The 21,646-nt window shown below is 55.0% G+C and carries 23 protein-coding genes and 1 riboswitch; of the genes, 15 read left to right on the top strand and 8 right to left on the bottom strand.

The genetic code is table 11. The features are described 5' to 3' along the window. Positions 1–87 precede the first annotated feature (87 nt). Together putA and DD597_RS02410 are read left to right on the top strand one after the other, a co-directional pair. Positions 88–4,050: a trifunctional transcriptional regulator/proline dehydrogenase/L-glutamate gamma-semialdehyde dehydrogenase gene (gene putA, locus DD597_RS02415; RefSeq protein ID WP_129255921.1), complete on the top strand. Its 3,963-nt coding sequence runs from the start codon at positions 88–90 to the stop codon at positions 4,048–4,050. 51 nt (positions 4,051–4,101) lie between these two features. Then, entirely contained in the window at positions 4,102–4,497 is a 396-nt protein-coding gene (locus tag DD597_RS02410; protein WP_015570864.1) for a lysozyme inhibitor LprI family protein, read from the top strand. Here DD597_RS02410 and rutR read toward each other — a convergent pair. Continuing rightward, complete coding sequence (gene rutR / locus DD597_RS02405) at positions 4,494–5,132, bottom strand: HTH-type transcriptional regulator RutR (RefSeq protein WP_032647941.1); 639 nt, start codon at positions 5,130–5,132, stop codon at positions 4,494–4,496. The two genes, DD597_RS02410 and rutR, sit on opposite strands and share 4 nt — an antisense overlap. A gap of 352 nt (positions 5,133–5,484) precedes the next feature. Between rutR and DD597_RS25085 the strand changes: the two genes are divergently transcribed. Beyond that, on the top strand, positions 5,485–5,820 hold the full coding sequence (locus tag DD597_RS25085) for a GNAT family N-acetyltransferase (protein WP_308464224.1): 336 nt from the start codon (positions 5,485–5,487) through the stop codon (positions 5,818–5,820). Between the two features lie 429 nt (positions 5,821–6,249). Further along, positions 6,250–6,423 (top strand): VOC family protein, encoded by a 174-nt coding sequence (locus tag DD597_RS25285; RefSeq protein ID WP_214595493.1) that lies wholly within the window; start codon positions 6,250–6,252, stop codon positions 6,421–6,423. Positions 6,424–7,374: 951 nt separating this feature from the next. On the opposite strand, the gene DD597_RS02390 is transcribed toward DD597_RS25285, so the two are convergent. Next, positions 7,375–8,115 (bottom strand): hypothetical protein, encoded by a 741-nt coding sequence (locus DD597_RS02390; RefSeq protein ID WP_126524713.1) that lies wholly within the window; start codon positions 8,113–8,115, stop codon positions 7,375–7,377. A 620-nt stretch (positions 8,116–8,735) separates the two neighbouring features. Here DD597_RS02390 and DD597_RS02385 point away from each other — a divergent pair. The 8 genes from DD597_RS02385 (at position 8,736) to rutG (ending at position 14,997) form a co-directional block, all read left to right on the top strand. Continuing rightward, complete coding sequence (locus DD597_RS02385; RefSeq protein ID WP_232969549.1) at positions 8,736–9,119, top strand: hypothetical protein; 384 nt, start codon at positions 8,736–8,738, stop codon at positions 9,117–9,119. Positions 9,120–9,558: 439 nt separating this feature from the next. Further along, positions 9,559–10,650, top strand: coding sequence for a pyrimidine utilization protein A (gene rutA / locus DD597_RS02380; RefSeq protein WP_022650759.1), 1,092 nt, complete (start codon positions 9,559–9,561; stop codon positions 10,648–10,650). Continuing rightward, complete coding sequence (gene rutB / locus DD597_RS02375) at positions 10,650–11,339, top strand: pyrimidine utilization protein B (protein WP_003858095.1); 690 nt, start codon at positions 10,650–10,652, stop codon at positions 11,337–11,339. Before rutA ends, rutB begins: the two co-directional genes overlap by 1 nt. An 11-nt stretch (positions 11,340–11,350) precedes the next feature. Next, a complete protein-coding gene (rutC, locus tag DD597_RS02370; protein WP_022650758.1) occupies positions 11,351–11,737 on the top strand; it encodes a pyrimidine utilization protein C in 387 nt (128 codons plus the stop codon). 7 nt (positions 11,738–11,744) lie between these two features. Continuing rightward, entirely contained in the window at positions 11,745–12,545 is an 801-nt protein-coding gene (gene rutD / locus DD597_RS02365; RefSeq protein ID WP_023296287.1) for a pyrimidine utilization protein D, read from the top strand. Between the two features lie 9 nt (positions 12,546–12,554). Then, on the top strand, positions 12,555–13,145 hold the full coding sequence (locus DD597_RS02360) for a malonic semialdehyde reductase (RefSeq protein ID WP_129255920.1): 591 nt from the start codon (positions 12,555–12,557) through the stop codon (positions 13,143–13,145). A gap of 13 nt (positions 13,146–13,158) precedes the next feature. Continuing rightward, a complete protein-coding gene (gene rutF, locus DD597_RS02355) occupies positions 13,159–13,653 on the top strand; it encodes an NADH-dependent FMN reductase RutF (RefSeq protein WP_129255919.1) in 495 nt (164 codons plus the stop codon). Positions 13,654–13,674: 21 nt separating this feature from the next. Further along, positions 13,675–14,997 (top strand): pyrimidine utilization transport protein G, encoded by a 1,323-nt coding sequence (rutG, locus tag DD597_RS02350; protein WP_129255918.1) that lies wholly within the window; start codon positions 13,675–13,677, stop codon positions 14,995–14,997. A 58-nt stretch (positions 14,998–15,055) separates the two neighbouring features. Here the strand turns inward: rutG and DD597_RS02345 are convergent, their stop codons facing one another. The 4 genes from DD597_RS02345 to DD597_RS02330 form a co-directional block, all read right to left on the bottom strand. After that, on the bottom strand, positions 15,056–15,577 hold the full coding sequence (locus DD597_RS02345; protein ID WP_032670168.1) for a GNAT family N-acetyltransferase: 522 nt from the start codon (positions 15,575–15,577) through the stop codon (positions 15,056–15,058). 6 nt (positions 15,578–15,583) lie between these two features. Continuing rightward, complete coding sequence (locus DD597_RS02340; RefSeq protein WP_001303459.1) at positions 15,584–15,853, bottom strand: DUF1778 domain-containing protein; 270 nt, start codon at positions 15,851–15,853, stop codon at positions 15,584–15,586. 73 nt (positions 15,854–15,926) lie between these two features. Then, positions 15,927–16,832, bottom strand: coding sequence for a DMT family transporter (locus DD597_RS02335; RefSeq protein ID WP_129255917.1), 906 nt, complete (start codon positions 16,830–16,832; stop codon positions 15,927–15,929). A gap of 116 nt (positions 16,833–16,948) precedes the next feature. Then, entirely contained in the window at positions 16,949–17,119 is a 171-nt protein-coding gene (locus DD597_RS02330; RefSeq protein WP_001273664.1) for a general stress protein, read from the bottom strand. Positions 17,120–17,510: 391 nt separating this feature from the next. Between DD597_RS02330 and wrbA the strand changes: the two genes are divergently transcribed. Together wrbA and DD597_RS02320 are read left to right on the top strand one after the other, a co-directional pair. Then, positions 17,511–18,107, top strand: a complete 597-nt coding sequence (wrbA, locus tag DD597_RS02325) for an NAD(P)H:quinone oxidoreductase (RefSeq protein ID WP_006809323.1) — start codon at positions 17,511–17,513, stop codon at positions 18,105–18,107. 18 nt (positions 18,108–18,125) lie between these two features. Beyond that, the gene (locus DD597_RS02320) at positions 18,126–18,353 is read left to right on the top strand and encodes a YccJ family protein (protein WP_003858110.1); all 228 of its coding nucleotides are present in this window, start codon (positions 18,126–18,128) and stop codon (positions 18,351–18,353) included. A gap of 32 nt (positions 18,354–18,385) precedes the next feature. Here the strand turns inward: DD597_RS02320 and agp are convergent, their stop codons facing one another. Together agp and DD597_RS02310 are read right to left on the bottom strand one after the other, a co-directional pair. Continuing rightward, the gene (gene agp / locus DD597_RS02315) at positions 18,386–19,627 is read right to left on the bottom strand and encodes a bifunctional glucose-1-phosphatase/inositol phosphatase (protein WP_129255916.1); all 1,242 of its coding nucleotides are present in this window, start codon (positions 19,625–19,627) and stop codon (positions 18,386–18,388) included. A 92-nt stretch (positions 19,628–19,719) separates the two neighbouring features. Beyond that, positions 19,720–20,220, bottom strand: coding sequence for a DedA family protein (locus DD597_RS02310; protein ID WP_003858113.1), 501 nt, complete (start codon positions 20,218–20,220; stop codon positions 19,720–19,722). Between the two features lie 158 nt (positions 20,221–20,378). Then, positions 20,379–20,548: riboswitch (M-box (ykoK) riboswitch) on the top strand. Between the two features lie 60 nt (positions 20,549–20,608). Here DD597_RS02310 and DD597_RS02305 point away from each other — a divergent pair. Then, positions 20,609–21,610, top strand: a complete 1,002-nt coding sequence (locus tag DD597_RS02305; protein WP_015570882.1) for a magnesium transporter — start codon at positions 20,609–20,611, stop codon at positions 21,608–21,610. Positions 21,611–21,646 lie beyond the last annotated feature (36 nt).

Genomic DNA, 21,646 nt, shown 5'->3' with positions numbered 1-21,646 from the left:
CATTTAACACGGTTGCACAAAGTTGCAACATGGTGGATATTTCACGCTATCAACAGAACGCTATTACAGAACAACAGGAGTTTTGGCATGGGGATGACCACCATGGGGGTTAAGCTGGATGACGCTACCCGCGAACGGATTAAAACCGCTGCGACCCGCATCGACCGCACACCGCACTGGTTAATCAAGCAGGCGATTTTTAACTATCTGGAAAGACTGGAGAGTGAAGAAGGTCTGCCGGAGCTGCCTGCCCTGCTGGCGGGCGCAGCGAACGAAAGCGAAGAAGCCGCGACGGCCGTTGAGGAGAACCACCAGCCGTTCCTCGAATTTGCCGAGCAGATCCTGCCGCAGTCCGTCAGCCGCGCCGCCATTACCAGCGCCTACCGCCGTGCCGAAACCGACGCCGTGCCGATGCTGCTGGAGCAGGCGCGCCTGCCGGAAGCCGTTGCCGCTCAGGCGCACAGCCTGGCGTATCAGCTCGCCGACAAGCTGCGTAATCAGAAAACCGCCAGCGGACGCGCCGGTATGGTGCAGGGTCTGCTGCAGGAGTTTTCCCTCTCCTCGCAGGAAGGCGTGGCGCTGATGTGTCTGGCGGAAGCGCTGCTGCGTATTCCGGATAAAGCCACCCGCGATGCCCTGATCCGCGACAAAATCAGCAACGGCAACTGGCACTCCCACATTGGCCGCAGTCCGTCCCTGTTCGTTAACGCCGCCACCTGGGGCCTGCTGTTTACCGGCAAGCTGGTCTCCACCCATAACGAAGCCAACCTGTCGCGCTCTCTGAACCGCATCATCGGCAAGAGCGGCGAGCCGCTGATCCGCAAGGGCGTGGACATGGCGATGCGCCTGATGGGCGAGCAGTTCGTCACCGGGGAAACCATTGCCGAAGCGCTGGCGAACGCCCGCAAGCTGGAAGACAAAGGCTTCCGCTACTCCTACGACATGCTGGGCGAAGCGGCGCTGACCGCCGCCGACGCGCAGGCCTACATGGTCTCTTACCAGCAGGCGATCCACGCCATCGGTAAAGCGTCCAACGGTCGCGGTATTTATGAAGGTCCGGGCATCTCTATCAAGCTTTCCGCCCTGCACCCGCGCTACAGCCGTGCGCAGTACGATCGGGTAATGGAAGAGCTCTACCCGCGCCTGAAGTCCCTGACCCTGCTGGCGCGCCAGTATGACATCGGCATTAACATCGACGCCGAAGAGGCGGACCGTCTGGAGATCTCCCTCGACCTGCTGGAAAAACTGTGCTTCGAGCCGGAGCTGGCGGGCTGGAACGGGATTGGTTTCGTTATCCAGGCCTACCAGAAACGCTGTCCGTTCGTCATTGACTACCTGATTGACCTGGCCAGCCGCAGCCGTCGCCGCCTGATGATCCGTCTGGTGAAGGGCGCCTACTGGGACAGCGAAATCAAACGCGCCCAGATGGAAGGTCTGGAAGGCTATCCGGTCTATACCCGCAAGGTCTATACCGACGTCTCTTACCTCGCCTGCGCGAAAAAACTGCTCGGCGTGCCGAACCTGATTTATCCGCAGTTCGCCACCCACAACGCCCACACCCTGGCGGCGATCTACAGCCTGGCGGGTCAGAACTACTATCCGGGCCAGTACGAGTTCCAGTGCCTGCACGGCATGGGTGAACCGCTGTACGAGCAGGTGACCGGTAAAGTGGCCGACGGCAAGCTGAACCGTCCGTGCCGAATCTATGCCCCGGTAGGTACCCACGAAACCCTGCTGGCCTACCTGGTGCGCCGTCTGCTGGAGAACGGGGCGAACACCTCCTTCGTTAACCGCATCGCCGACACCACCCTGCCGCTGGACGAACTGGTGGCCGATCCGGTGCAGGCCGTTGAGAAGCTGGCGGCGCAGGAAGGCCAGATTGGTCTGCCGCATCCGAAGATTGCCCTGCCGCGCGAGCTGTATGGTGCAGGTCGCGTCAACTCGGCGGGTCTGGATCTCGCCAACGAACACCGTCTGGCGTCGCTCTCTTCCGCCCTGCTTAACAGCGCATTGCAGAAGTGGCAGGCTAAACCGATCCTTGAGCAGTCCGTTGAGGACGGTGAAATGCAGCCGGTGATCAACCCGGCAGAGCCGAAGGATATTGTCGGCTACGTGCGCGAAGCCACGGAAGCGGAAGTGGAGCAGGCCCTGGAGAGCGCGGTGAACAATGCGCCAATCTGGTTTGCCACCCCGCCGCAGGAGCGTGCCGCCATTCTGGAACGCGCGGCGGTGCTGATAGAAGATCAGATGCAGCAGCTTATCGGCATTCTGGTGCGTGAAGCGGGTAAAACCTTCAGCAACGCCATCGCCGAAGTGCGCGAGGCGGTCGACTTCCTGCACTACTACGCGGGTCAGGTGCGCGATGATTTCGACAACGAAACCCACCGTCCGCTCGGCCCGGTGGTGTGTATCAGCCCGTGGAACTTCCCGCTGGCGATCTTCACCGGCCAGATTGCCGCAGCGCTGGCCGCAGGCAACAGCGTGCTGGCAAAACCGGCAGAGCAGACCCCGCTGATTGCCGCCCAGGGCATTAACATTCTGCTGGAAGCGGGCGTACCGGCGGGCGTGGTGCAGCTGCTGCCAGGGCGCGGTGAAACGGTCGGGGCCAAACTGACCTCCGATAACCGCGTACGCGGCGTGATGTTTACCGGTTCTACCGAAGTGGCCTCCCTGCTACAACGCAACATCGCCACCCGTCTGGATGCGCAGGGCCGTCCTACCCCGCTGATCGCTGAAACCGGCGGCATGAACGCCATGATCGTGGACTCCTCCGCACTCACCGAGCAGGTCGTCGTTGACGTGCTGGCTTCTGCCTTCGACAGCGCGGGCCAACGCTGTTCCGCCCTGCGCGTACTGTGCTTACAGGATGACGTGGCTGACCACACGCTGAAGATGCTGCGCGGTGCGATGGCGGAATGCCGCATGGGCAACCCGGGCCGTCTCACTACCGACATCGGGCCGGTGATCGACGCGGAAGCCAAAGCCAACATTGAAAACCACATTCAGACCATGCGTGCAAAAGGCCGTCCGGTGTTCCAGGCGGTGCGCGAGAACAGCGAAGATGCCCGCGAGTGGCAGACCGGCACCTTCGTGCCGCCAACGCTGATTGAGCTGGCAAGCTTCGACGAGCTGAAAAAAGAGGTCTTCGGCCCGGTACTGCACGTGGTGCGCTACAACCGTAACAACCTCAACGAGCTGATCGATCAGATCAACGCCTCGGGTTACGGCCTGACGCTTGGCGTGCATACCCGTATCGACGAAACCATTGCCCAGGTGACCGGCAATGCTAAAGTTGGCAACCTGTACGTCAACCGCAACATGGTTGGCGCGGTCGTGGGCGTGCAGCCATTCGGCGGTGAAGGTCTCTCCGGCACCGGCCCGAAAGCGGGCGGTCCGCTCTATCTGTACCGTCTGCTGGCAAACCGTCCGGAAAATGCGCTGGGCGTGACGCTGGCGCGTCAGGACGCGGAATATCCGGTGGATGCGCAGGTGAAAGCCGTGCTGACCCAGCCGCTGGACGCGCTGATTAAGTGGGCTGAAAATCGTCCCGAGCTGCATGCGATTGCACAGCAGTACGGCGAGCTGGCGCAGGCGGGAACACAGCGTCTGCTGCCGGGTCCAACCGGTGAGCGCAACACCTGGACGCTGATGCCGCGCGAGCGTGTGCTGTGCGTGGCGGATAACGAGCAGGATGCGCTGGTGCAGCTGGCAGCCGCAACGGCAACGGGCTGTGAGGTGCTGTGGCCGGAAGATGCCCTGCATCGCGACCTCGCCAAACAGTTGCCAAAAGCGGTCTCGGCCCGCATTCGCTTTGCGAAGGCCGATGCCCTGCTGACCCAGCCGTTTGACGCGGTGATCTACCACGGTGATTCCGACCAGCTGCGCGAACTGTGCGAGCAGGTTGCGGCCCGCAGCGGTGCCATCGTTTCCGTGCAGGGCTTTGCGCGCGGGGAAACCAACCTGCTGCTGGAGCGTCTGTACGTTGAGCGCTCGCTCAGCGTCAACACCGCGGCGGCGGGGGGTAACGCCAGCCTGATGACAATCGGCTAACGCTGTGCTAATAAGGCTCCGGAGACGGAGCCTTATTTTATTGGGGAGTGTATGAAACGATATCTTATCGCAGGCGCAGCACTGCTGCTCAGCGCCAGCGCGCTGGCCGACGAGTGCGACAAAGCGACCACCCAGACAGAACTCAGTGCCTGTGCGGCAGAGCAGTACCAGGCTGCGGATAAAAAGCTCAACCAGACGTACCAGGCCGCCATCAAACGCGCGGCAGCCCCTCAGCGCGACCTGCTAAAAAAGGCGCAGCAGGCGTGGATCGCCCTGCGTGACGCAGACTGTAAATTGATGGGTTCAGGAACCGAAGGTGGCACTATTCAGCCGATGATTATCAACCAGTGCCTGACGGAGAAAACAGCGGAGCGCGAAGCCTTTCTGGCCTCGTTGATGCAGTGTGAAGAGGGCAATTTAAGCTGCCCTTTCCAACCGGCTGATTAACGCACACGGATCCCTTCAATAATCATCCGCTGCACGTTATCCAGCGTACTCTGGAAAAACGCCTCGTCCTGGAGCGTTTTACCGGTCACCGCTTCAACCTGGGCCGCAAAGTCAGCGTAATGCTGGGTGGAGGCCCAAATCATAAAGATCAGATGATGCGGATCGACCGGGGCCAGCTTTCCGCTGGCGACCCATCCGGCAATAATGGCCGATTTATCGTCCACCAGCTGCTTTAGATCTCCCGTCAGCTCCGCCTGCAACAGCGGCGCGCCCTGCAACATCTCCAGGCAGAACAGCCTTGATGCCTGCGGGTAATCACGCGATACCTCCAGCTTCAGGCGTATGTACTCCTCTATCGCCACCAGCGGGGCCAGCTCTTCGCGAAACGCCTTGAGAGGTGCCAGCCAGATATCGAGGATCTGCTGCATCACCGCGATATAGAGCGCCTCTTTTGACGGGTAGTAGTAGAGCAGATTGGTTTTGGACACCCCGGCCTGCTCCGCCACCTGCTCAAGGCGCGTACCGTGAATACCAAACTGCGAAAATGTCTCCAGCGCAGCGCTGAGGATCGCCTGTTTCTTGGCGCTCACCGCCTGCGAACGTTTACCGGGTGTTTTCACTGCGCCTTGTGTCATTTTCGCTCTCCTTATTGGTTTGCCATAGCATAGCAAATGCCCTGCTTTCTCTCGACATTTTGGGGAGCGGGGCTGCACCAAATCAAAAAGGAAAATGTACGGACAGGTAGACTTAACAGCCCACTTATATTACAAATTTGATATCACTTTTTTCTCGTTAAGTAAGGGCTTTTCCCATGCCTTTAGTCATACGACAAGCAACATTAGCCGATTCAGTATTACTAAAAGAGCTTGGCTATCGCATCTATCCAGCGCACTTTAAGCATATGTGGCAGTCAGAATCAGGATTGTATAATTATTTGGAATGTGAATATTCTCTTCCTGTTATTGAGCAGAATATTAATGACAAAACATAAGCTGGTATATAGCGGAAATAGATCAGCCGATTAGTTTTGCGAAGCTGACATGGCAAGCGACTATCCCTAATACAGATATTAGTGGTGTTCTTCTTGACAAACTCTACCTTGCCCCAACTAAAACGAATCAGCATTACGGTCAATTAATGTTTAAAAAATTCATAGATCTTGCCCGAAGTGATGGAAAAAAATTTTTATGGTTGGAGGTTCTCGAGCAAAACGAACATGCTCATAGATTCTATAAAAAGCAGGGAATGCAATACATCAGCGACATCGTTTTCGAAACAGAGTCACAGCGGAGCATACTCAAGATAATGGGGATGTGTATATAACGTCCGATTTTCGCTCACAGCGGACCTTCGGTGCTGGCTGCATCGTGTCAGGAGTGGACCTTACAAATATCAGCGCGAGAATCAATAGAGAACAAACATACCAGCTCTGGGAGAGATCGTTTCACACAGGTAAAGAACAGACGCAATCACCAATTCTTATACCAAATCCAACCTCACCCGATGGTTTAATGTTTTACTGTTATTCTTCTTTGCTGACGAGAGTAAAAAATGATTGACTACACCGGATTCAACGTCATAAATCTTGAAGACAGTAAGTAATATTACACAAATGTTCTTGCCAGTCTTGGTCATGTTATCCGGCTTGAATTTCCGGGCAAGGCGGTAGGTTTTGGTCCCGCCCAACTCGATGAAGGGCAAGATCCTGGCGGTGCGTTCTGGTTAACACAGGGAACTCCCTCCACACCCCGAATGCATCTTGCCTTCAATGCAAAAAACAAAGAGGATGTTGAGGCATTCCACCATGTCGCCCTCCAGGCAGGTGGAAAAGATAATGGTGCGCCGGGTTACAGGCCCCATTATCACCCTGGATATTACGCCGCGTTCATCCTTGATCCTGATGGGTACAATATAGAGGCGGTTTAACACGAGACGCGATAGTCGCTAATATACTTCCCCAATGCTGATAGACGATCCTGCGCAAATATTCAGGCAGGATCGTCTGACGGGTGGTATCAGTTCAGTAAAAGCGTTGGTCAATTAATGCGTTTGGCATAATTACTTTCTCTGTATCATGAAAAGCGCTTACATCATTTCCTGTATTTCCGTTCCTCTGCTCATAGCAGCCGGTCAACTACCGTGATTTCTGAAGGTGTATCGGCTGTTATTTTACATAAATGGACGGAACTTCCTGTTTGTCAGGGTGACACGGAAAAGGACACAGGCGATACTTATCCTGGAAGATCGAGTGCTGACTGCTTTAGATTATAACAAAACTGGTCTGAAATATTGCTGAAATGGCGCGTTCCGGGTCTGAATCCCAGAAAATTGGCCCACGAAGCACCACGGTAGAAAACCCAGTTTTGCAGTATGGGGGATTATTATGGCTGAAGTCGCAGCTCATTTTTTGTCCTCGCTAACGCTGCGGGAGTTTCGTCGTTAAATGCCTCCCATGCCCTGGCGGATATAGACAGAACAGTCTGAGCATCCCGAGAAAGCAGATATTACAATGAAAGGATCAGTGATGTATAATCAATGATGCCAAAATTAACGGTGTTTTTTGTGGTATGGAGACTGCCTGCTCTGGCTTTTCTTCTTTTGGTTTTTATGGTTTTTATGGTTTTTATGGTTTTAAAATACGAGTCCGGTCTTGGAAAAATCTCACTAGCAGCATTTATTTGTTTAGTTGCAGTTGTTTTATATAGGATATTTTTGAACTGATATGTTATCAGTCCCAGTGGATATAAAATGCTGTATGTCCAAGTGATTGCGGAGAATTAAAAGAGTGAAGAAAAGACGGCTGGTGCGGCTCGATGGCTGCATCCAGCTCTTATTGGGAGTGCATCTAGTGGGATCGCATGATAGATGATTTTTTAATCAACATTGCGAGTAGTGGTTATAAATATCCCGTCCTCCCTTCTGCGATAGTTTGAAAACATTACCCGGTTCATTACACATGCGACTTTCATAAAAGTTATCCGTTGTTATATTATGTAAACAGATAAGTCGTGTTCCATAGGTAATATCTTCGCGATCACTAGGAATTACTTCGTGTTCCGGTCCATACCAATATAGTTTGGCTTTATCGCCCTTTGCAATAAATGGAGCTGGATCACCTGAAGCCTCCTTATACTCAAATGTGAATTTTTCTCCATCACAAACCATATTCACCATGCATTTTGTGTAACTTGTACTATAAGACAAATCTGAACCAGTATTGGGCTCGTATACAGTTACTTTTCTTCTCTCCCGGTATACAGTGTCTATTGTAACTATTCTTCGGTTGAGTTCCTTAGGTAATCTTAGGTTTAGCTCATAATCTTGTTTATGCTGGCAACTTTTTGATAAGTTTGTAACAGAGGTAAATAAATCTTTTTCTTGCATAAGGTTTTTTCGCATCAAATCTCGAAATTGAATGAATTCATCTGAGTATGTATGACAAAAATTAAGGAGTGTCAGGATAAAACCAAACAAACTTAGTAATAAAAATGGGACATAACATACAAATATATCAGTGCTAGATGAGTAATACGCACCTATAGAAAGTGTACATAAAATCAGACCAAGCAATACAGCTAAAGATGCAGATTTACCACGATTTCTTTCAGTGTCCATCATTCTGAACTCGATGCAATCGCAATCTCCTAGCCAGCATATCCTATAGCTATTAGGTGATATTTTATATACAATGATATAAAGATCGCTGTTTTTGGGAATGCATTCAATGGAATTAAAATTTGGTGTAACTGGTCTCAGATCGTAGTAACTTAAATAATAGTAGAACTCATTGTAGGTGATTCTTACGTATGAGGCATTGTTACCTTTCTCATCACACATTCTGTCGATTTTTACTTTGTCAAAAGGCAACCTGAGGCATTTATACATATCTTTGCGACCTAAATTATGTTTGATGTTTATGTCCTGGCACAAATTATAGAAGAAACAGGTCATGAAAACAATTCATACACATGATACATGGATTTGTGAAATATATTTACATGGTGAATCTCCCATTACCTGAAATTGGACAGAACAACCTGAACGTCCAAGCTGGTGATTGCTCCGAACCGTTGAATTCACAGCCAGCAGCGGGCTTTTAGTTGTTGTCAATGGGAGGGTATTTCAGCAAAATGAGATTACCTTTAAACACGGCAATTTTTTATGCAGCCTCCAACTATTAAATCTAGCTCCGGCAGGAGTTACTAACTCATAGAATAAAGGATGCACAGGATCGGATTATGCGTACTCATAAACAGAATAAGCCTCGTAAACTGTATTGCAGCCTCAACACGACTACGCGGCACCATTCTAATAATCCAGGTTCTGAATATTGCTGGGAACGTAATCGTAAAAGAGTCGGGGATGAACTACTGGCCAAGCGCGAGTCAATACATGGCGGACAGAAGCATGGCCGAGACTACACACCATTGTTTTATTTTCTGATCAAAAAGATTGGCAAATCGTGGAATGAAATATTCAGCGAAGTATGTGGACGTCTTGATACCACCGAGCCTGTATTCTGGTTGGTCGCGCTACATGAGCATCAGCGAAGGGATTTATTCTGCATTGGCGAAAGCAGTTTTTATCCGGGTCTGTTTGTTGATGAGAATGGAATTCTGTAAGAGGTAAATACTTTAATCACGATAAAGGATGTTAAGGTGACTTGCCGCTGCTGCACACACACACTTATGTTGGAGAATCTGTACCCTGGATAGATTGAATAACAACACCTTTTATCCTGCCACGGGTGCGGCCCTCATCAGCAACGAGAGCGATTACTAATTTTTGCTTTTTGCTCAATGCGGACGACCCGCTCCCCAATCCCTTACCGCCCCTGCACCGCCATCGCGCACCGTTGCCTGTTTGCGTGCATCTATTTTGACCATTTAGTCCACTTTATTTGCACTCTATTCACCAACCTTGCGTTAACACATTAACAATAAAGCCCTTTTAAAAACTGGCATCCCCTTTGCAAAACCCTTTTCACGAGGCTGAACAGGATATGCAGGATGCAGCGCCACGTCTGACTTTCACCCACACAGAGATGAAGAGAGGTTCGTGATGAAAATTGGCGTATTTGTACCGATCGGCAACAACGGCTGGCTTATCTCGACCACTGCCCCGCAATACATGCCGACCTTTGAGCTGAATAAAGCCATCGTGCAGAAAGCGGAGCATTACCATTTCGACTTTGCGCTCTCGATGATCAAGCTGCGCGGTTTCGGCGGTAAGACCGAATTCTGGGACCACAACCTGGAGTCCTTTACCCTGATGGCGGGCCTGGCGGCGGTCACCTCGCGGATCCAGATCTACGCCACCGCCGCCACCCTTACCCTGCCCCCGGCGATCGTGGCGCGGATGGCTTCCACCATCGACTCCATCTCCGGCGGGCGCTTTGGCGTTAACCTGGTCACCGGCTGGCAAAAGCCGGAGTACGAGCAGATGGGGATCTGGCCGGGGGACGATTACTTCTCCCGTCGCTACGACTACCTGACTGAATATGTGCAGGTGCTGCGCGATCTGTGGGGCACCGGCAAAAGCGATTTCAAAGGCGATTTCTTCACCATGAACGACTGCCGCGTCAGCCCGCAGCCGTCGGTGCCGATGAAGGTTATCTGCGCCGGGCAGAGCGACGCGGGAATGGAATTTTCCTCGAAATACGCCGACTTCAACTTCTGCTTCGGTAAAGGCGTTAACACCCCTGCCGCCTTCGCGCCCACTGCGGCACGCATGAAAGCGGCCGCCGACAAAACCGGGCGCGACGTGGGCTCCTACGTGCTGTTTATGGTGATTGCCGACGAAACCGATGACGCCGCGCGCGCCAAATGGGAACGATACAAGGACGGCGCGGATGACGAAGCGCTGAGCTGGCTGACCGAGCAGAGCCAGAAGGATACCCGCTCCGGCGCGGACACCAACGTTCGCCAGATGGCCGACCCGACGTCTGCCGTCAATATCAACATGGGCACCCTGGTTGGCTCGTATGCCAGCGTCGCCAGAATGCTCGACGAAGTGGCTGCCGTGCCCGGCGCCGAAGGCGTACTGCTGACCTTCGATGATTTTCTCACCGGCGTGGAAACCTTCGGCGAGCGCATTCAGCCGCTGATGCAGTGTCGCGCCCACATCCCTGCCGTGACGAAGGAGGTGGCGTAATGACGACCCTCAACGCTCGCCCGGAAGCCATTACCTTTGACGCGCAGCGCAGCGCGCTGATCGTGGTGGATATGCAAAACGCCTATGCCAGTAAAGGCGGGTATCTGGATCTGGCCGGGTTTGACGTCTCCACCACGCAGCCGGTGATCGAGAACATTAAAACCGCCGTGCACGCTGCGCGCGCTGCGGGCATGCTCATCGTCTGGTTCCAGAACGGCTGGGACGACCAGTACGTCGAGGCTGGCGGTCCCGGCTCACCCAACTTTCACAAATCCAACGCCCTGAAAACCATGCGCCAACGGCCCGAACTCCAGGGCACGCTGCTGGCGAAAGGCGGCTGGGATTATCAGCTGGTGGATGAGCTGGTACCGGAAGCCAGCGATATCGTACTGCCGAAACCGCGCTACAGCGGCTTTTTCAATACCCCGCTCGACAGCCTGCTGCGCAGCCGGGGCATTCGTCATCTGGTCTTTACGGGCATTGCCACCAACGTCTGCGTGGAGTCGACCCTGCGCGACGGCTTTTTCCTCGAGTATTTTGGCGTGGTGCTGGAAGACGCTACCCATCAGGCCGGGCCGGATTTTGCCCAGAAAGCCGCCCTGTTCAATATCGAAACCTTTTTTGGCTGGGTCAGTAACGTCAATGATTTCTGCGACGCGCTGGATCCCCCGCTCGCCCGTATCGCATGAGGAGAACCGCTATGCCGAAATCCGTGATTTTTCCGCCGGGCACCAGCACTCCGATTGCCCCCTTCGTTCCCGGCACCCTCGCCGACGGCGTGGTGTATGTCTCGGGCACGCTGCCATTTGATAAAGACAACAACGTGGTGTTTATCAACGACCCAAAGGGGCAAACCCGCCACGTGCTGGAGACGATCAAAACCGTGATCGAAACGGCGGGTGGTACGATGGAGGACGTGACCTTCAACAGCATCTTTATCACCGACTGGAAAAACTACGCCGCGATTAACGAAATCTACGCGGAGTTTTTCCCGGGCGATAAACCGGCGCGGTTTTGCATCCAGTGCGGGCTGGTAAAGCCGGACGCGCTGGTTGAAATTGCCACCGTTGCGCACATCGCGAAGTGAGGCCGCCATGAAACTGTCCATTTCCCCGCCCCCCTTTGCGGGCGCGCCCGTGGTGGTACTGATTGCCGGGCTCGGCGGCAGCGGGAGCTACTGGCTGCCTCAGCTCGCCGTGCTGGGGCAGGAGTATCAGGTGGTGTGCTACGACCAGCGGGGCACGGGGAATAACCCGGATACCCTGCCGGAAGACTACACCCTCGCACACATGGCCGACGAGCTTGCGCTGGCTTTAGCCGAGGCCGGGATCGCCCGTTACTGCGTGGTCGGCCACGCGCTGGGGGCGCTGGTCGGCCTGCGGCTGGCCATCGATAAGCCCGACGCCCTCACCGCGCTGGTCTGCGTCAACGGCTGGCTGACCCTCAATGCCCATACCCGCCGCTGTTTTGACGTTCGCGAACGTCTGCTGCATGCGGGCGGCGCGCAGGCGTGGGTAGAGGCACAGCCGTTGTTCCTCTACCCGGCAGACTGGATGGCCGCCCGCGCCCCGCGGCTGGAGGCCGAGCACGCGCTGGCGCTGGCCCATTTTCAGGGCAAAGCCAATCTGCTGCGCAGGCTGCATGCCCTGAAACAGGCCGATTTCAGCCGCCACGCTGCACGCGTTCGCTGCCCCGTACAGATTATCTGTTCCACCGACGATCTGCTGGTGCCGTCCGTCTGCTCCGCTGAACTGCACGCCGCTCTCCCGCACGCCCGCAAAACGGTCATGCGCCAGGGCGGGCATGCCTGCAACGTGACCGCGCCGGACATCTTCAACACTCTGCTGCTGAACGGGCTTGCCAGCCTGCTGCACAGCCCTGAACCCGCTTTGTAAGGAGCCTGAATGAGCGAAGCCATCACGCCCGCCGCGCTGGAAACGCTGTTTACCGGCGCACGTACCCATAACGGCTGGCTGGATATACCGGTCAGTGACGAGACGCTGCGCGAGATTTATGACCTGATGAAATGGGGGCCGACGTCCGCCAACTGTTCCCCGGCGCGCATAGTGTTTGTGCGAAGCCCGGAAGGAAAAGAGAAGCTGCGCCCGGCGCTCTCCAGCGGCAACCTTGAGAAAACGCTCACCGCCCCGGTCACGGCAATTGTCGCCTGGGACAGCGAGTTTTATGAGCGCCTGCCTGAACTGTTCCCGCACGGCGATGCCAGAAGCTGGTTTACCGCAAGCCCCGCGCTGGCGGAAGAGACCGCCTTTCGCAACAGCTCGATGCAGGCCGCGTACCTGATCTTCGCCTGCCGCGCGCTCGGGCTGGACACCGGGCCGATGTCGGGTTTTGACCGGGAAAAAGTGGACGCGGCCTTTTTCACGGGCACGCTGCTTAAAAGCAATCTGCTGATTAACATCGGCTATGGCGATATGCGCAAAGTTTATGGGCGCTTACCGCGTCTGACCTTCGAAGACGCCTGCGGGCTGGCGTAAATAAGGAGCCATCATGACGACCCTTGATCAACAAACGTTCCGTGATGCCATGGCCTGCGTCGGCGCAGCGGTCAATATCATTACCACCGACGGCCCGGCAGGCCTGGCGGGCTTCACCGCCAGCGCGGTATGCAGCGTCACGGATTCCCCGCCTACCCTGCTGGTGTGCCTGAACCGCGGCGCGTCGGTCTGGCCGATTTTCAGCGAGAACCGCACCCTGTGCGTTAACACGCTGAGTGCCGGACAGGAGCCTTTATCCAACCTGTTTGGCGGGAAAACGCCGATGGCGGACCGCTTTGCCGCTGCCCGCTGGCAGACAGGCGACACGGGCTGCCCGCGTCTGGAAAATGCGCTGGCCTCGTTCGACTGCCGCATCAGCCAGGTGGTGAGCGTTGGCACTCACGACATTCTGTTTTGCGACATCGTATCCATCGTACGCCACCCGGCGCCGCAAGGGCTGGTGTGGTTCGACCGCGGCTATCACGCACTTATGCGACCCGCCTGTTAATCCGCATTCAGGAGACAGATCATGTTCGGACTTCCCCACTGGCAGTTGAAATCGACCTCCACAGAAGAAGGCGTGGTCGCGCCGGATGAAAGGCTCCCGCTCGGGCAGACAATGGTGATGGGCGTGCAGCATGCGGTCGCGATGTTTGGTGCGACGGTGCTGATGCCCATGCTGATGGGGCTGGATCCTAACCTCGCCATTTTGATGTCGGGTATGGGTACCCTGCTGTTCTTTTTTGTCACCGGCGGGCGTGTGCCCAGCTATCTGGGCTCCAGCGCCGCCTTCGTTGGAGTGGTCATTGCAGCGACCGGGTTTAACGGTCAGGGTATTAATCCCAACCTGAGCGTGGCCCTCGGCGGCATTATCGCCTGTGGGCTGGTCTATACCCTGACCGGTCTGGTGGTGATGAAAGTCGGCACACGCTGGATCGAGCGGATGATGCCCCCCGTCGTCACCGGGGCGGTGGTGATGGCGATAGGCCTGAACCTCGCGCCGATTGCGGTGAAGAGCGTTTCCGGCTCACCGTTTGAAAGCTGGATGGCGGTGATTACGGTGCTGTGCATCGGCGTGGTGGCGGTCTTTACGCGCGGCATGATCCAGCGGCTGCTGATCCTGGTCGGGCTGATTGCGGCCTGTCTGGTCTACGCGCTGCTGGCGAACGTGTTCGGCCTCGGCAAACCGGTTGATTTCACACTGATTCATCAGGCCGCCTGGTTCGGCATGCCGCACATAACCTCGCCCACCTTTAACGCTCAGGCGATGATGCTCATCGCGCCTGTCGCGGTGATTCTGGTGGCTGAAAACCTGGGCCATTTGAAAGCCGTAGCGGGAATGACCGGCCGCAATATGGACCCGTATATGGGACGGGCGTTTGTGGGAGACGGTCTGGCGACCATGCTCTCCGGCTCGGTCGGCGGCAGCGGCGTGACGACCTACGCGGAAAACATCGGCGTGATGGCAGTGACCAAAGTCTACTCGACGCTGGTCTTCGTGGCGGCGGCGGTGATGGCGATGCTGCTCGGCTTTTCCCCAAAATTCGGCGCATTGATCCACACCATCCCGGCACCCGTGATTGGCGGCGCCTCGATTGTGGTATTTGGTCTTATTGCCGTCGCGGGGGCACGTATCTGGGTGCAGAATCATGTTGATCTGAGCCAGAACGGTAACCTGATCATGGTGGCGGTGACACTGGTGCTGGGGGCGGGTGATTTCGCCCTGACGCTGGGCGGGTTTACGGTGGGCGGGATTGGCACGGCGACCTTCGGCGCGATCCTGCTCAACGCCCTGCTGAGCCGCCGGGTGGCTGCCGCGCCGCAGGGCGCCGTGGCGACTCAGGATCCATGAAATCTACACGTCGGGTGACGGCGACGCCTTACCCGACGTGCATGTTCCTTAAGAGCGATCACGCCTGCTCAAACAGTCGTTCGATAGATTGCGTGGGGAAGAACAGCGAACTGCTGTTTTCACCTGCCAACGGGATAAACCCCAGCTTCAGATAAAATCGTTTGGCCCGTTCGTTAAGCGCATCCACAAAAATTCCGTGGACGCCAACAGCCTGCGACGCCAGATAAACAACGCGCATAGCGTGTGTGACAAGCGTTGTTCCCCACTCGTTTCCCTGTAGTTCTTTATGGACAGCCAGACGCCCCAGCGTCACGCTGGGGACGTTGCTGTATGGGATGCGGCGCTGCTGAGTCTTTGAAGGAAGCATCGCTTTTTCAAAGCAACTTCCCGAGAGTGTGTAATAGCCCAGGACACGCGGATGGTCGCGTTCTTTAAGCAAGTAGCCGCGTAAAATACGCCCGCCGTGCTGACGTACCAGGTGCTCGGTAAGGAAGGCATTTAGCGAGGGTTCACCACAATCGAAATCGCCGAAATCGTAATCGGTTCCCTCTGATAACATTTCGATCGTGAGATTTGCCACGACGCTTCACTCCATGTTTCGAAGACGTTTCGCCGCTCGCTTCAGGCGTTCATTTGGCTCTGGCGGATTGTCGATGGCATCCATAACGGCATTCCATGAGGCTTCGTTTAATACGAGACGCCGATGCTGTTCGATGACTTCGGCAGCACGCTCTGACGCACTGTTCACCATAAACTGGGTGATCGTTTGGTTGGTCATCGCTGCCGCTTCTTCAATCATTGTTTTGTCTTCGTCCGACAGGCGAAGATCGATACGCTGTTTTTTGAGTGCTGGCATGGTTTCATTTATCGTGTACGGTTTTCATCCGTACACATCGTAGTTAAACCTGCCCTTTATTTCAATCAAAAGCTTATTCGGCCGTTAAATCGTTCACCGCATTCCGACGCTTTCTGAGCTTTAACTCACTCACCAGCACGCCGAGAACAATTAACGCCGCGCCTACCAGCGCCAGCAGCGGCAGACGCTCCCCGGCGAGTCGCCCGAAAATACCCGCCCACACCGGTTCACCGGTGTAAATGACCGTCGCCCGTGTCGGGGATACGCTGCGCTGCGCCCAGTTCATGGTAACCTGGATAATGGCGCTGAAAATGCCCAGCCCCAGCGCCACGACGATAAGCCCGGTAGACATCGGCGGGACGGACTCCCCTGCCGGCACCATCGTCGCGAACGCCACCAGCGACGCGGTGGCAAGCTGCACCACCGTCACCCGCTTGACGTCCACTTTTCCTGCCCAGGCGCTAATCAGAATAATTTCTGCCGCAATGGCGACGGCCCCCACCAGAGTGATGATCTCCACCGGCCCCAGCGCCAGCAGATTATTTTCCGGCCCGGCTAATAAAATAAGGCCGATGAACGCCAGCACGATGCCAATGCACGACATCAGGCCCGGCATTCTGCCGAGGCACAGCCACTGCAACAGCGGCACCAGCGGTACGTACATGGCGGTGATGAAGGCGGATTTACTGCTGGAGATAGACTGGAGCCCCCACGTTTGCAGGCTGTAACCCATGGCAATCGCCACGCCAATGGCGACACCCGCTTTAAGCTCTCTCAGGGTCAATCCGCGCAGGGTTTTCAGTGAAATAAGCGCCACGGCAACCGCAGCGGTTGCAAAACGCAGCCCTACAAAGAAAAACGGATCGCTCATCGTGACCGCGTACTGAACGGCAAGAAAGGTTCCGCCCCAGAACATGGTGATCAAAATCAGGATGGCTTCCTGAGGCTTAATGGAGAAGGTAAAACGGGAAACGGACATGGGACACCAGCACGAAGAATCAATCCTGTAGTGTGCGATGCCTTTGATGACAGTTCAATGTAGCAGACATAAAAAAACCGCCGGGAAACCCGGCGGCAGAGAGTTAACCCGGCGTACTACTTGTTGCTGCCGTGGCTATTTTTACCCCCTTTTTTACCAGCCTCTGATGCGCGCTGAGGGTCGTTTTTAAAGTTGCCCCCGCTAGACTGGCCACCTTTACGACCTGCTTCTGATGCTCTTTCACGGTCTTCAGCGAAATTACCTGAACCACCACGATGGTTTGCCATCTCTAACCTCCAGAGTGTGAAACATTAGACATCATATTGCATTCAGTAAAAGAGGATTCTTTCACCTCGCGGCTCAAGGACAGTGCCTTTATCTGTGCCGCGTGAAACTAAGCTTAGTGTAATGCGGCTATCCGGCAAGCGAGAGGTAATATTCTGCAACATGATCTCAGCCTTTCGTATGAAATATTGAGGAAGTCATTCATAAGCCATTCTTATATTTTGAAAAATCCGCGCCGCGAAAGTTGTTTCATTTTGCTACAAAGCACGTAACGAAAAGATATTGTTATATATCAAAGAAATGCCGTTCATTTTTGCAGTCTGGCTGTGATGTCATATCTTTAAAGGAACGCAGCGATCCGCTGTAAGAAAAACCAACGAGGAGTGATGCAAAATGGCAAAAGTTCTGGTGCTCTATTATTCCATGTATGGACACATTGAAACCATGGCTCACGCAGTAGCAGAAGGCGCAAACAGAGTAGACGGCGTTGAGGTCGTGGTTAAACGCGTACCGGAAACCATGCAGGCGGAAGCCTTCGCCAAAGCCGGGGGGAAAACACAAAACGCCCCGGTCGCCACCCCGCAGGAGCTCGCGGACTATGATGCCATTATCTTCGGCACCCCGACCCGCTTCGGCAATATGTCCGGCCAGATGCGCACCTTCCTCGACCAGACGGGCGGGCTCTGGGCCTCCGGCGCGTTATACGGCAAGCTGGCCAGCGTGTTCAGCTCTACCGGCACGGGCGGCGGCCAGGAGCAGACGATCACTTCCACCTGGACAACGCTTGCGCATCATGGGATGGTCATTGTGCCGATTGGCTACGGCGCGCAGGAACTGTTTGATGTCTCCCAGGTCCGTGGTGGTACGCCCTATGGCGCAACAACGATTGCCGGTGGGGATGGTTCACGTCAGCCAAGCAATGAAGAACTTTCAATCGCCCGCTATCAGGGTGAATACGTCGCGGGTCTTGCCAAAAAACTGAACGGCTAACCTAACAGGAGGACAAGTATGCCAACTCAAGAATCCAAAGCTCACCACGTGGGCGAATGGGCAAGTTTACGCAATACCTCTCCGGAGATTGCCGAAGCCATCTTTGAAGTCGCCAATTATGACGAAAAGCTGGCTGAACAGATTTGGGAAGAAGGCAACGATGAAGTGCTGGTTCGCGCCTTCAAAAAAACCGACAAAGACTCGCTGTTCTGGGGCGAGCAAACCATCGAACGTAAAAACGTCTGAACGTTCCCCCCGCCCACGCGGGGGGTTATTTTCTATTTCGCCGCGTTATCCATCACCGCATTGAATTTATCGACAGGACAGAAGCCGTTGCCATCCACCGGACAGCCCTTCAGCTCCAGCGTCACGCGCTGCGCAGGGGATTGCAGCGACAGTACGCTGGCGTTACGCAGCTGATCTGAACTCTGGTAAACATACTCAATTTTCATCAGCTCCTGGTTAGTGTTTTTATCATGCCAGCGCTGGAAGACAATTTTACCGCCAATCGGGGTTCTTTCCTGCTGGTCGTGCAGCTGATAAGGCCTGAAGTCCAGCGCGGTCAGCAGCGAGGCGATGTTAGAGTCGTGCCCTACCAGCAGGGTGATTTTTGGCGCTTTTGCCTGGTCGGTCACCAGCGCTTTATCAATGTACTTCACCAGCGGTTTAGCCACGTTCTGCGCCACCTCCGTCGACGTAAACAGCGAGTCCTGATAGCCGTTTTTCAGCTTCGACAGCACGCGCCACTGCTGATCGGTTTTGATTTCCCCCCAGGCAACCTGGTCTGTCGGGAAGCCTTCGTAATACTGTAGCGTGAAAGCATCTACCAGCGAGTTACCCACCTTCAGCGGCCCGGAGACGCCCGGCTCTTTTTCATAATCGGCGCTGAACGTATCTTTCGCCTCCGTCAGGGAGCAGACTTTTTTCTCCTTGCAGGACGGCGAGTCGCTGTAGTTTGTCAGCTGTTCCAGCAGTTTGTAGCTTTCATCCAGCTGCATTTTCTGCCGTTCCGTCTCCATCGCTTTCAGCGCTTTCTCGCGAAACTCAGGGGAGTTATTGGTAATGACCGGATTGAAGGTGGGGTCCATGGTGCCCATTTTTTCCTGGTGATGCACAGGAACATCGCACCCGGGGAACGCGCCGGTGATAAAGAACTGCGCGGTCGCCACGGTGCGCTGGAGGCTGTTGGCGTAGGCATAGACGGTATCCGCTGGCGGGCATTCACCCGTCTTCACCATTCCCTGCTCTGCCAGCCACTCGCGCATATAGTGACCCATATACACTTCCAGTACGCCGCCTTTGGTGGTGAGCTGTCCACCCGGGACGTCCCACTCCGGCCACTGCTTGGGCGTGGACTGCTCCAGCACGCTGCCGTTATTGGCAAGCGGCGCGCGCAGGTTGTGGCGGCTCATGATGAGCACCTGTTCCAGCTGATAGCCATCCGGCGTGTCCTGTGCCTGCGCCCCAAACGTCACTGAAAGCGTTCCTGCCACGGCGACAGCGAGTAGTGCTTTTCTCATCCCTTTTTCCTCATGCGTTTTTATCGTTACGCTGAGTGTGACAGACTGGTGACCGTTTTTTCGGGAAGCATTTCTCAAACTGATGAATACGTTCAGATGCTGATGCCGGTGACGATGCCGACATACAGCGCCGCCCATGCGCAGGCTGACAGCAGGCTAACGACGTAAACCTTCATCGCGCTCATCCTGAGCATGCCGGCCGCCAGCGGCACGATATAACGCAGCACCGCCAGGAAACGCGACGTGAACAGCGCGACTACGCCGTTCTTTTGCAGCTGATGCTGTACCCGCAGAATCTTATCGGCATGTTTTGCGGTGAGGCGTGACACCAGCCGGGTATGCCCCATCAGCTGGCCGATATGGTAATTCAGCACCGAACCTGCCGTAGCGCCCATCACCACCGCCAGCCACGTCATTCCGGGATGCAGACTCGACTGGCTGACGGCGATCCCCGCCATCAGCATGACCGATGCGGGCGGCAGCACCGAGGAGACCAGCACCGTCGATTTACTCAACGCCATAACAACGAGCAGCGCGAACAGATGCGTCGGATAATGCGCAAAATGATCCAGCAGCGTGTCCAGCCATGCCATTTTACTCTCTCCGGTAACAAATGAATTCTCCATTTAAAAAGAAAACAGTTAAATAAAACCTCAACATGCGTTTAATACTATTCATTTAAACCGTTCTTCAACATTATTAAAATTCCTCAGCAGCAGTTTTAAATAAGCGTATTATCCCTCTCGTTTTACAACGATCTCGTTATGGCGAGGCTCCTGTACAAATAAACGTTATCGCTCTGGTGGGTTCGAGAGAACCGGCACAGGGTAAAACAGGCACTGTCGAATCAAGGCTTTGTCAGTATAACTTCCCTTGCGGGATACGGTGTACAGTGCTGAACCCAGGACGTGGGGATCTCCTTTCCGACATGCCCTGTCTTGCTCGCCCCTGAGAGATTTTATTATTCAAAGGGAATTTACTATGTCTTACGCTATTCACAACCAAAACCTGGCTTTCAATGACAGCGCCATCGCGCAATATATGAATACCGATTTTATCGTTATTGATATTTCATTATGCGTGGCTCTGGCACGCGAGCAGTTCTTTGAAAAATTAAAAGATGATGATATTCCGTCGCATATTTTTATCGAAGATAACGGTCGCCTCGCGGGTTTGATCGCCGTACGCAAATTGTTGCAGGCCACCGACACCGTGCAGCCCGTTAAGGGGTTGATGATATCGGATTTTATTCAGCTCAAACCGGAAGATGAGCGGGCGGATGTCGCCGGGCTGCTGGCGCATGCGGGTGCGGATGTAGTGCCGGTGGTGACCCACGGCAAGCTGGTGGGCTGCCTTACCGAGCGTGAAATCGCCCATCTGCTGGAAGATGACGTTACTGAAGATGCCCAGCTTCAGGGGGCGACGCTGCCGCTGGAGAAGCCCTATCTGGAAACCAGCGCCTTCAGCCTGTGGAAGAAACGCTCCGTCTGGCTGCTGCTGCTGTTTGTCGCGGAAGCGTATACCAGCTCGGTGATCCAGCATTTTGAAGAGGCGCTGGAATCCGCCATTGCGCTGGCGTTCTTTATTCCGCTGCTGATTGGCACCGGCGGAAACAGCGGGACGCAGATCACCTCGACGCTGGTGCGCGCCATGGCGCTGGGTGAAGTCCACCTTCGCGATGTTGGTCGCGTGCTGCGCAAAGAGATCAGCACCTCGTTAATGATTGCCGCCACGCTGGGTCTGGCGGGCTGCGTTCGCGCCTGGATGATGGGTATTGGGATGGAAATCACGCTCATCGTCAGCCTGACGCTGGTCTGCATTACGCTGTGGAGCGCCATCGTCTCGTCGGTGATCCCGATGGTACTGAAACGCTGCAAAATCGATCCGGCGGTGGTCTCCGCACCGTTTATCGCCACGCTAATCGACGGGACCGGGCTGATTATCTACTTCAAAATCGCGCAGTATACGCTGGGGCTGGAATAACGAAAAAACCCTGCGATATTGCTATCGCAGGGTTTT

Source organism: Enterobacter cloacae complex sp. 677-3DZ2D5B, assembly GCF_004136695.1.
GTDB lineage: Bacteria > Pseudomonadota > Gammaproteobacteria > Enterobacterales > Enterobacteriaceae > Enterobacter > Enterobacter hormaechei_C.
Note: the sequence above shows the minus strand (reverse complement) of the source record. Positions and strands in the feature narration are given on the sequence as shown.

Bases quoted from the DNA above. Each gene is read 5' to 3' on its own strand.
- putA (WP_129255921.1), top strand. From the start codon at position 88: ATGGGGATGACCACCATGGGGGTTAAGCTGGATGACGCTACCCGCGAA.
- DD597_RS02410 (WP_015570864.1), top strand. From the start codon at position 4,102: ATGAAACGATATCTTATCGCAGGCGCAGCACTGCTGCTCAGCGCCAGC.
- rutR (WP_032647941.1), bottom strand. From the start codon at position 5,132: ATGACACAAGGCGCAGTGAAAACACCCGGTAAACGTTCGCAGGCGGTG.
- DD597_RS25285 (WP_214595493.1), top strand. From the start codon at position 6,250: ATGCATCTTGCCTTCAATGCAAAAAACAAAGAGGATGTTGAGGCATTC.
- DD597_RS02390 (WP_126524713.1), bottom strand. From the start codon at position 8,115: ATGATGGACACTGAAAGAAATCGTGGTAAATCTGCATCTTTAGCTGTA.
- DD597_RS02385 (WP_232969549.1), top strand. From the start codon at position 8,736: ATGCGTACTCATAAACAGAATAAGCCTCGTAAACTGTATTGCAGCCTC.
- rutA (WP_022650759.1), top strand. From the start codon at position 9,559: ATGAAAATTGGCGTATTTGTACCGATCGGCAACAACGGCTGGCTTATC.
- rutB (WP_003858095.1), top strand. From the start codon at position 10,650: ATGACGACCCTCAACGCTCGCCCGGAAGCCATTACCTTTGACGCGCAG.
- rutC (WP_022650758.1), top strand. From the start codon at position 11,351: ATGCCGAAATCCGTGATTTTTCCGCCGGGCACCAGCACTCCGATTGCC.
- rutD (WP_023296287.1), top strand. From the start codon at position 11,745: ATGAAACTGTCCATTTCCCCGCCCCCCTTTGCGGGCGCGCCCGTGGTG.
- DD597_RS02360 (WP_129255920.1), top strand. From the start codon at position 12,555: ATGAGCGAAGCCATCACGCCCGCCGCGCTGGAAACGCTGTTTACCGGC.
- rutF (WP_129255919.1), top strand. From the start codon at position 13,159: ATGACGACCCTTGATCAACAAACGTTCCGTGATGCCATGGCCTGCGTC.
- rutG (WP_129255918.1), top strand. From the start codon at position 13,675: ATGTTCGGACTTCCCCACTGGCAGTTGAAATCGACCTCCACAGAAGAA.
- DD597_RS02340 (WP_001303459.1), bottom strand. From the start codon at position 15,853: ATGCCAGCACTCAAAAAACAGCGTATCGATCTTCGCCTGTCGGACGAA.
- DD597_RS02335 (WP_129255917.1), bottom strand. From the start codon at position 16,832: ATGTCCGTTTCCCGTTTTACCTTCTCCATTAAGCCTCAGGAAGCCATC.
- DD597_RS02330 (WP_001273664.1), bottom strand. From the start codon at position 17,119: ATGGCAAACCATCGTGGTGGTTCAGGTAATTTCGCTGAAGACCGTGAA.
- wrbA (WP_006809323.1), top strand. From the start codon at position 17,511: ATGGCAAAAGTTCTGGTGCTCTATTATTCCATGTATGGACACATTGAA.
- DD597_RS02320 (WP_003858110.1), top strand. From the start codon at position 18,126: ATGCCAACTCAAGAATCCAAAGCTCACCACGTGGGCGAATGGGCAAGT.
- agp (WP_129255916.1), bottom strand. From the start codon at position 19,627: ATGAGAAAAGCACTACTCGCTGTCGCCGTGGCAGGAACGCTTTCAGTG.
- DD597_RS02310 (WP_003858113.1), bottom strand. From the start codon at position 20,220: ATGGCATGGCTGGACACGCTGCTGGATCATTTTGCGCATTATCCGACG.
- DD597_RS02305 (WP_015570882.1), top strand. From the start codon at position 20,609: ATGTCTTACGCTATTCACAACCAAAACCTGGCTTTCAATGACAGCGCC.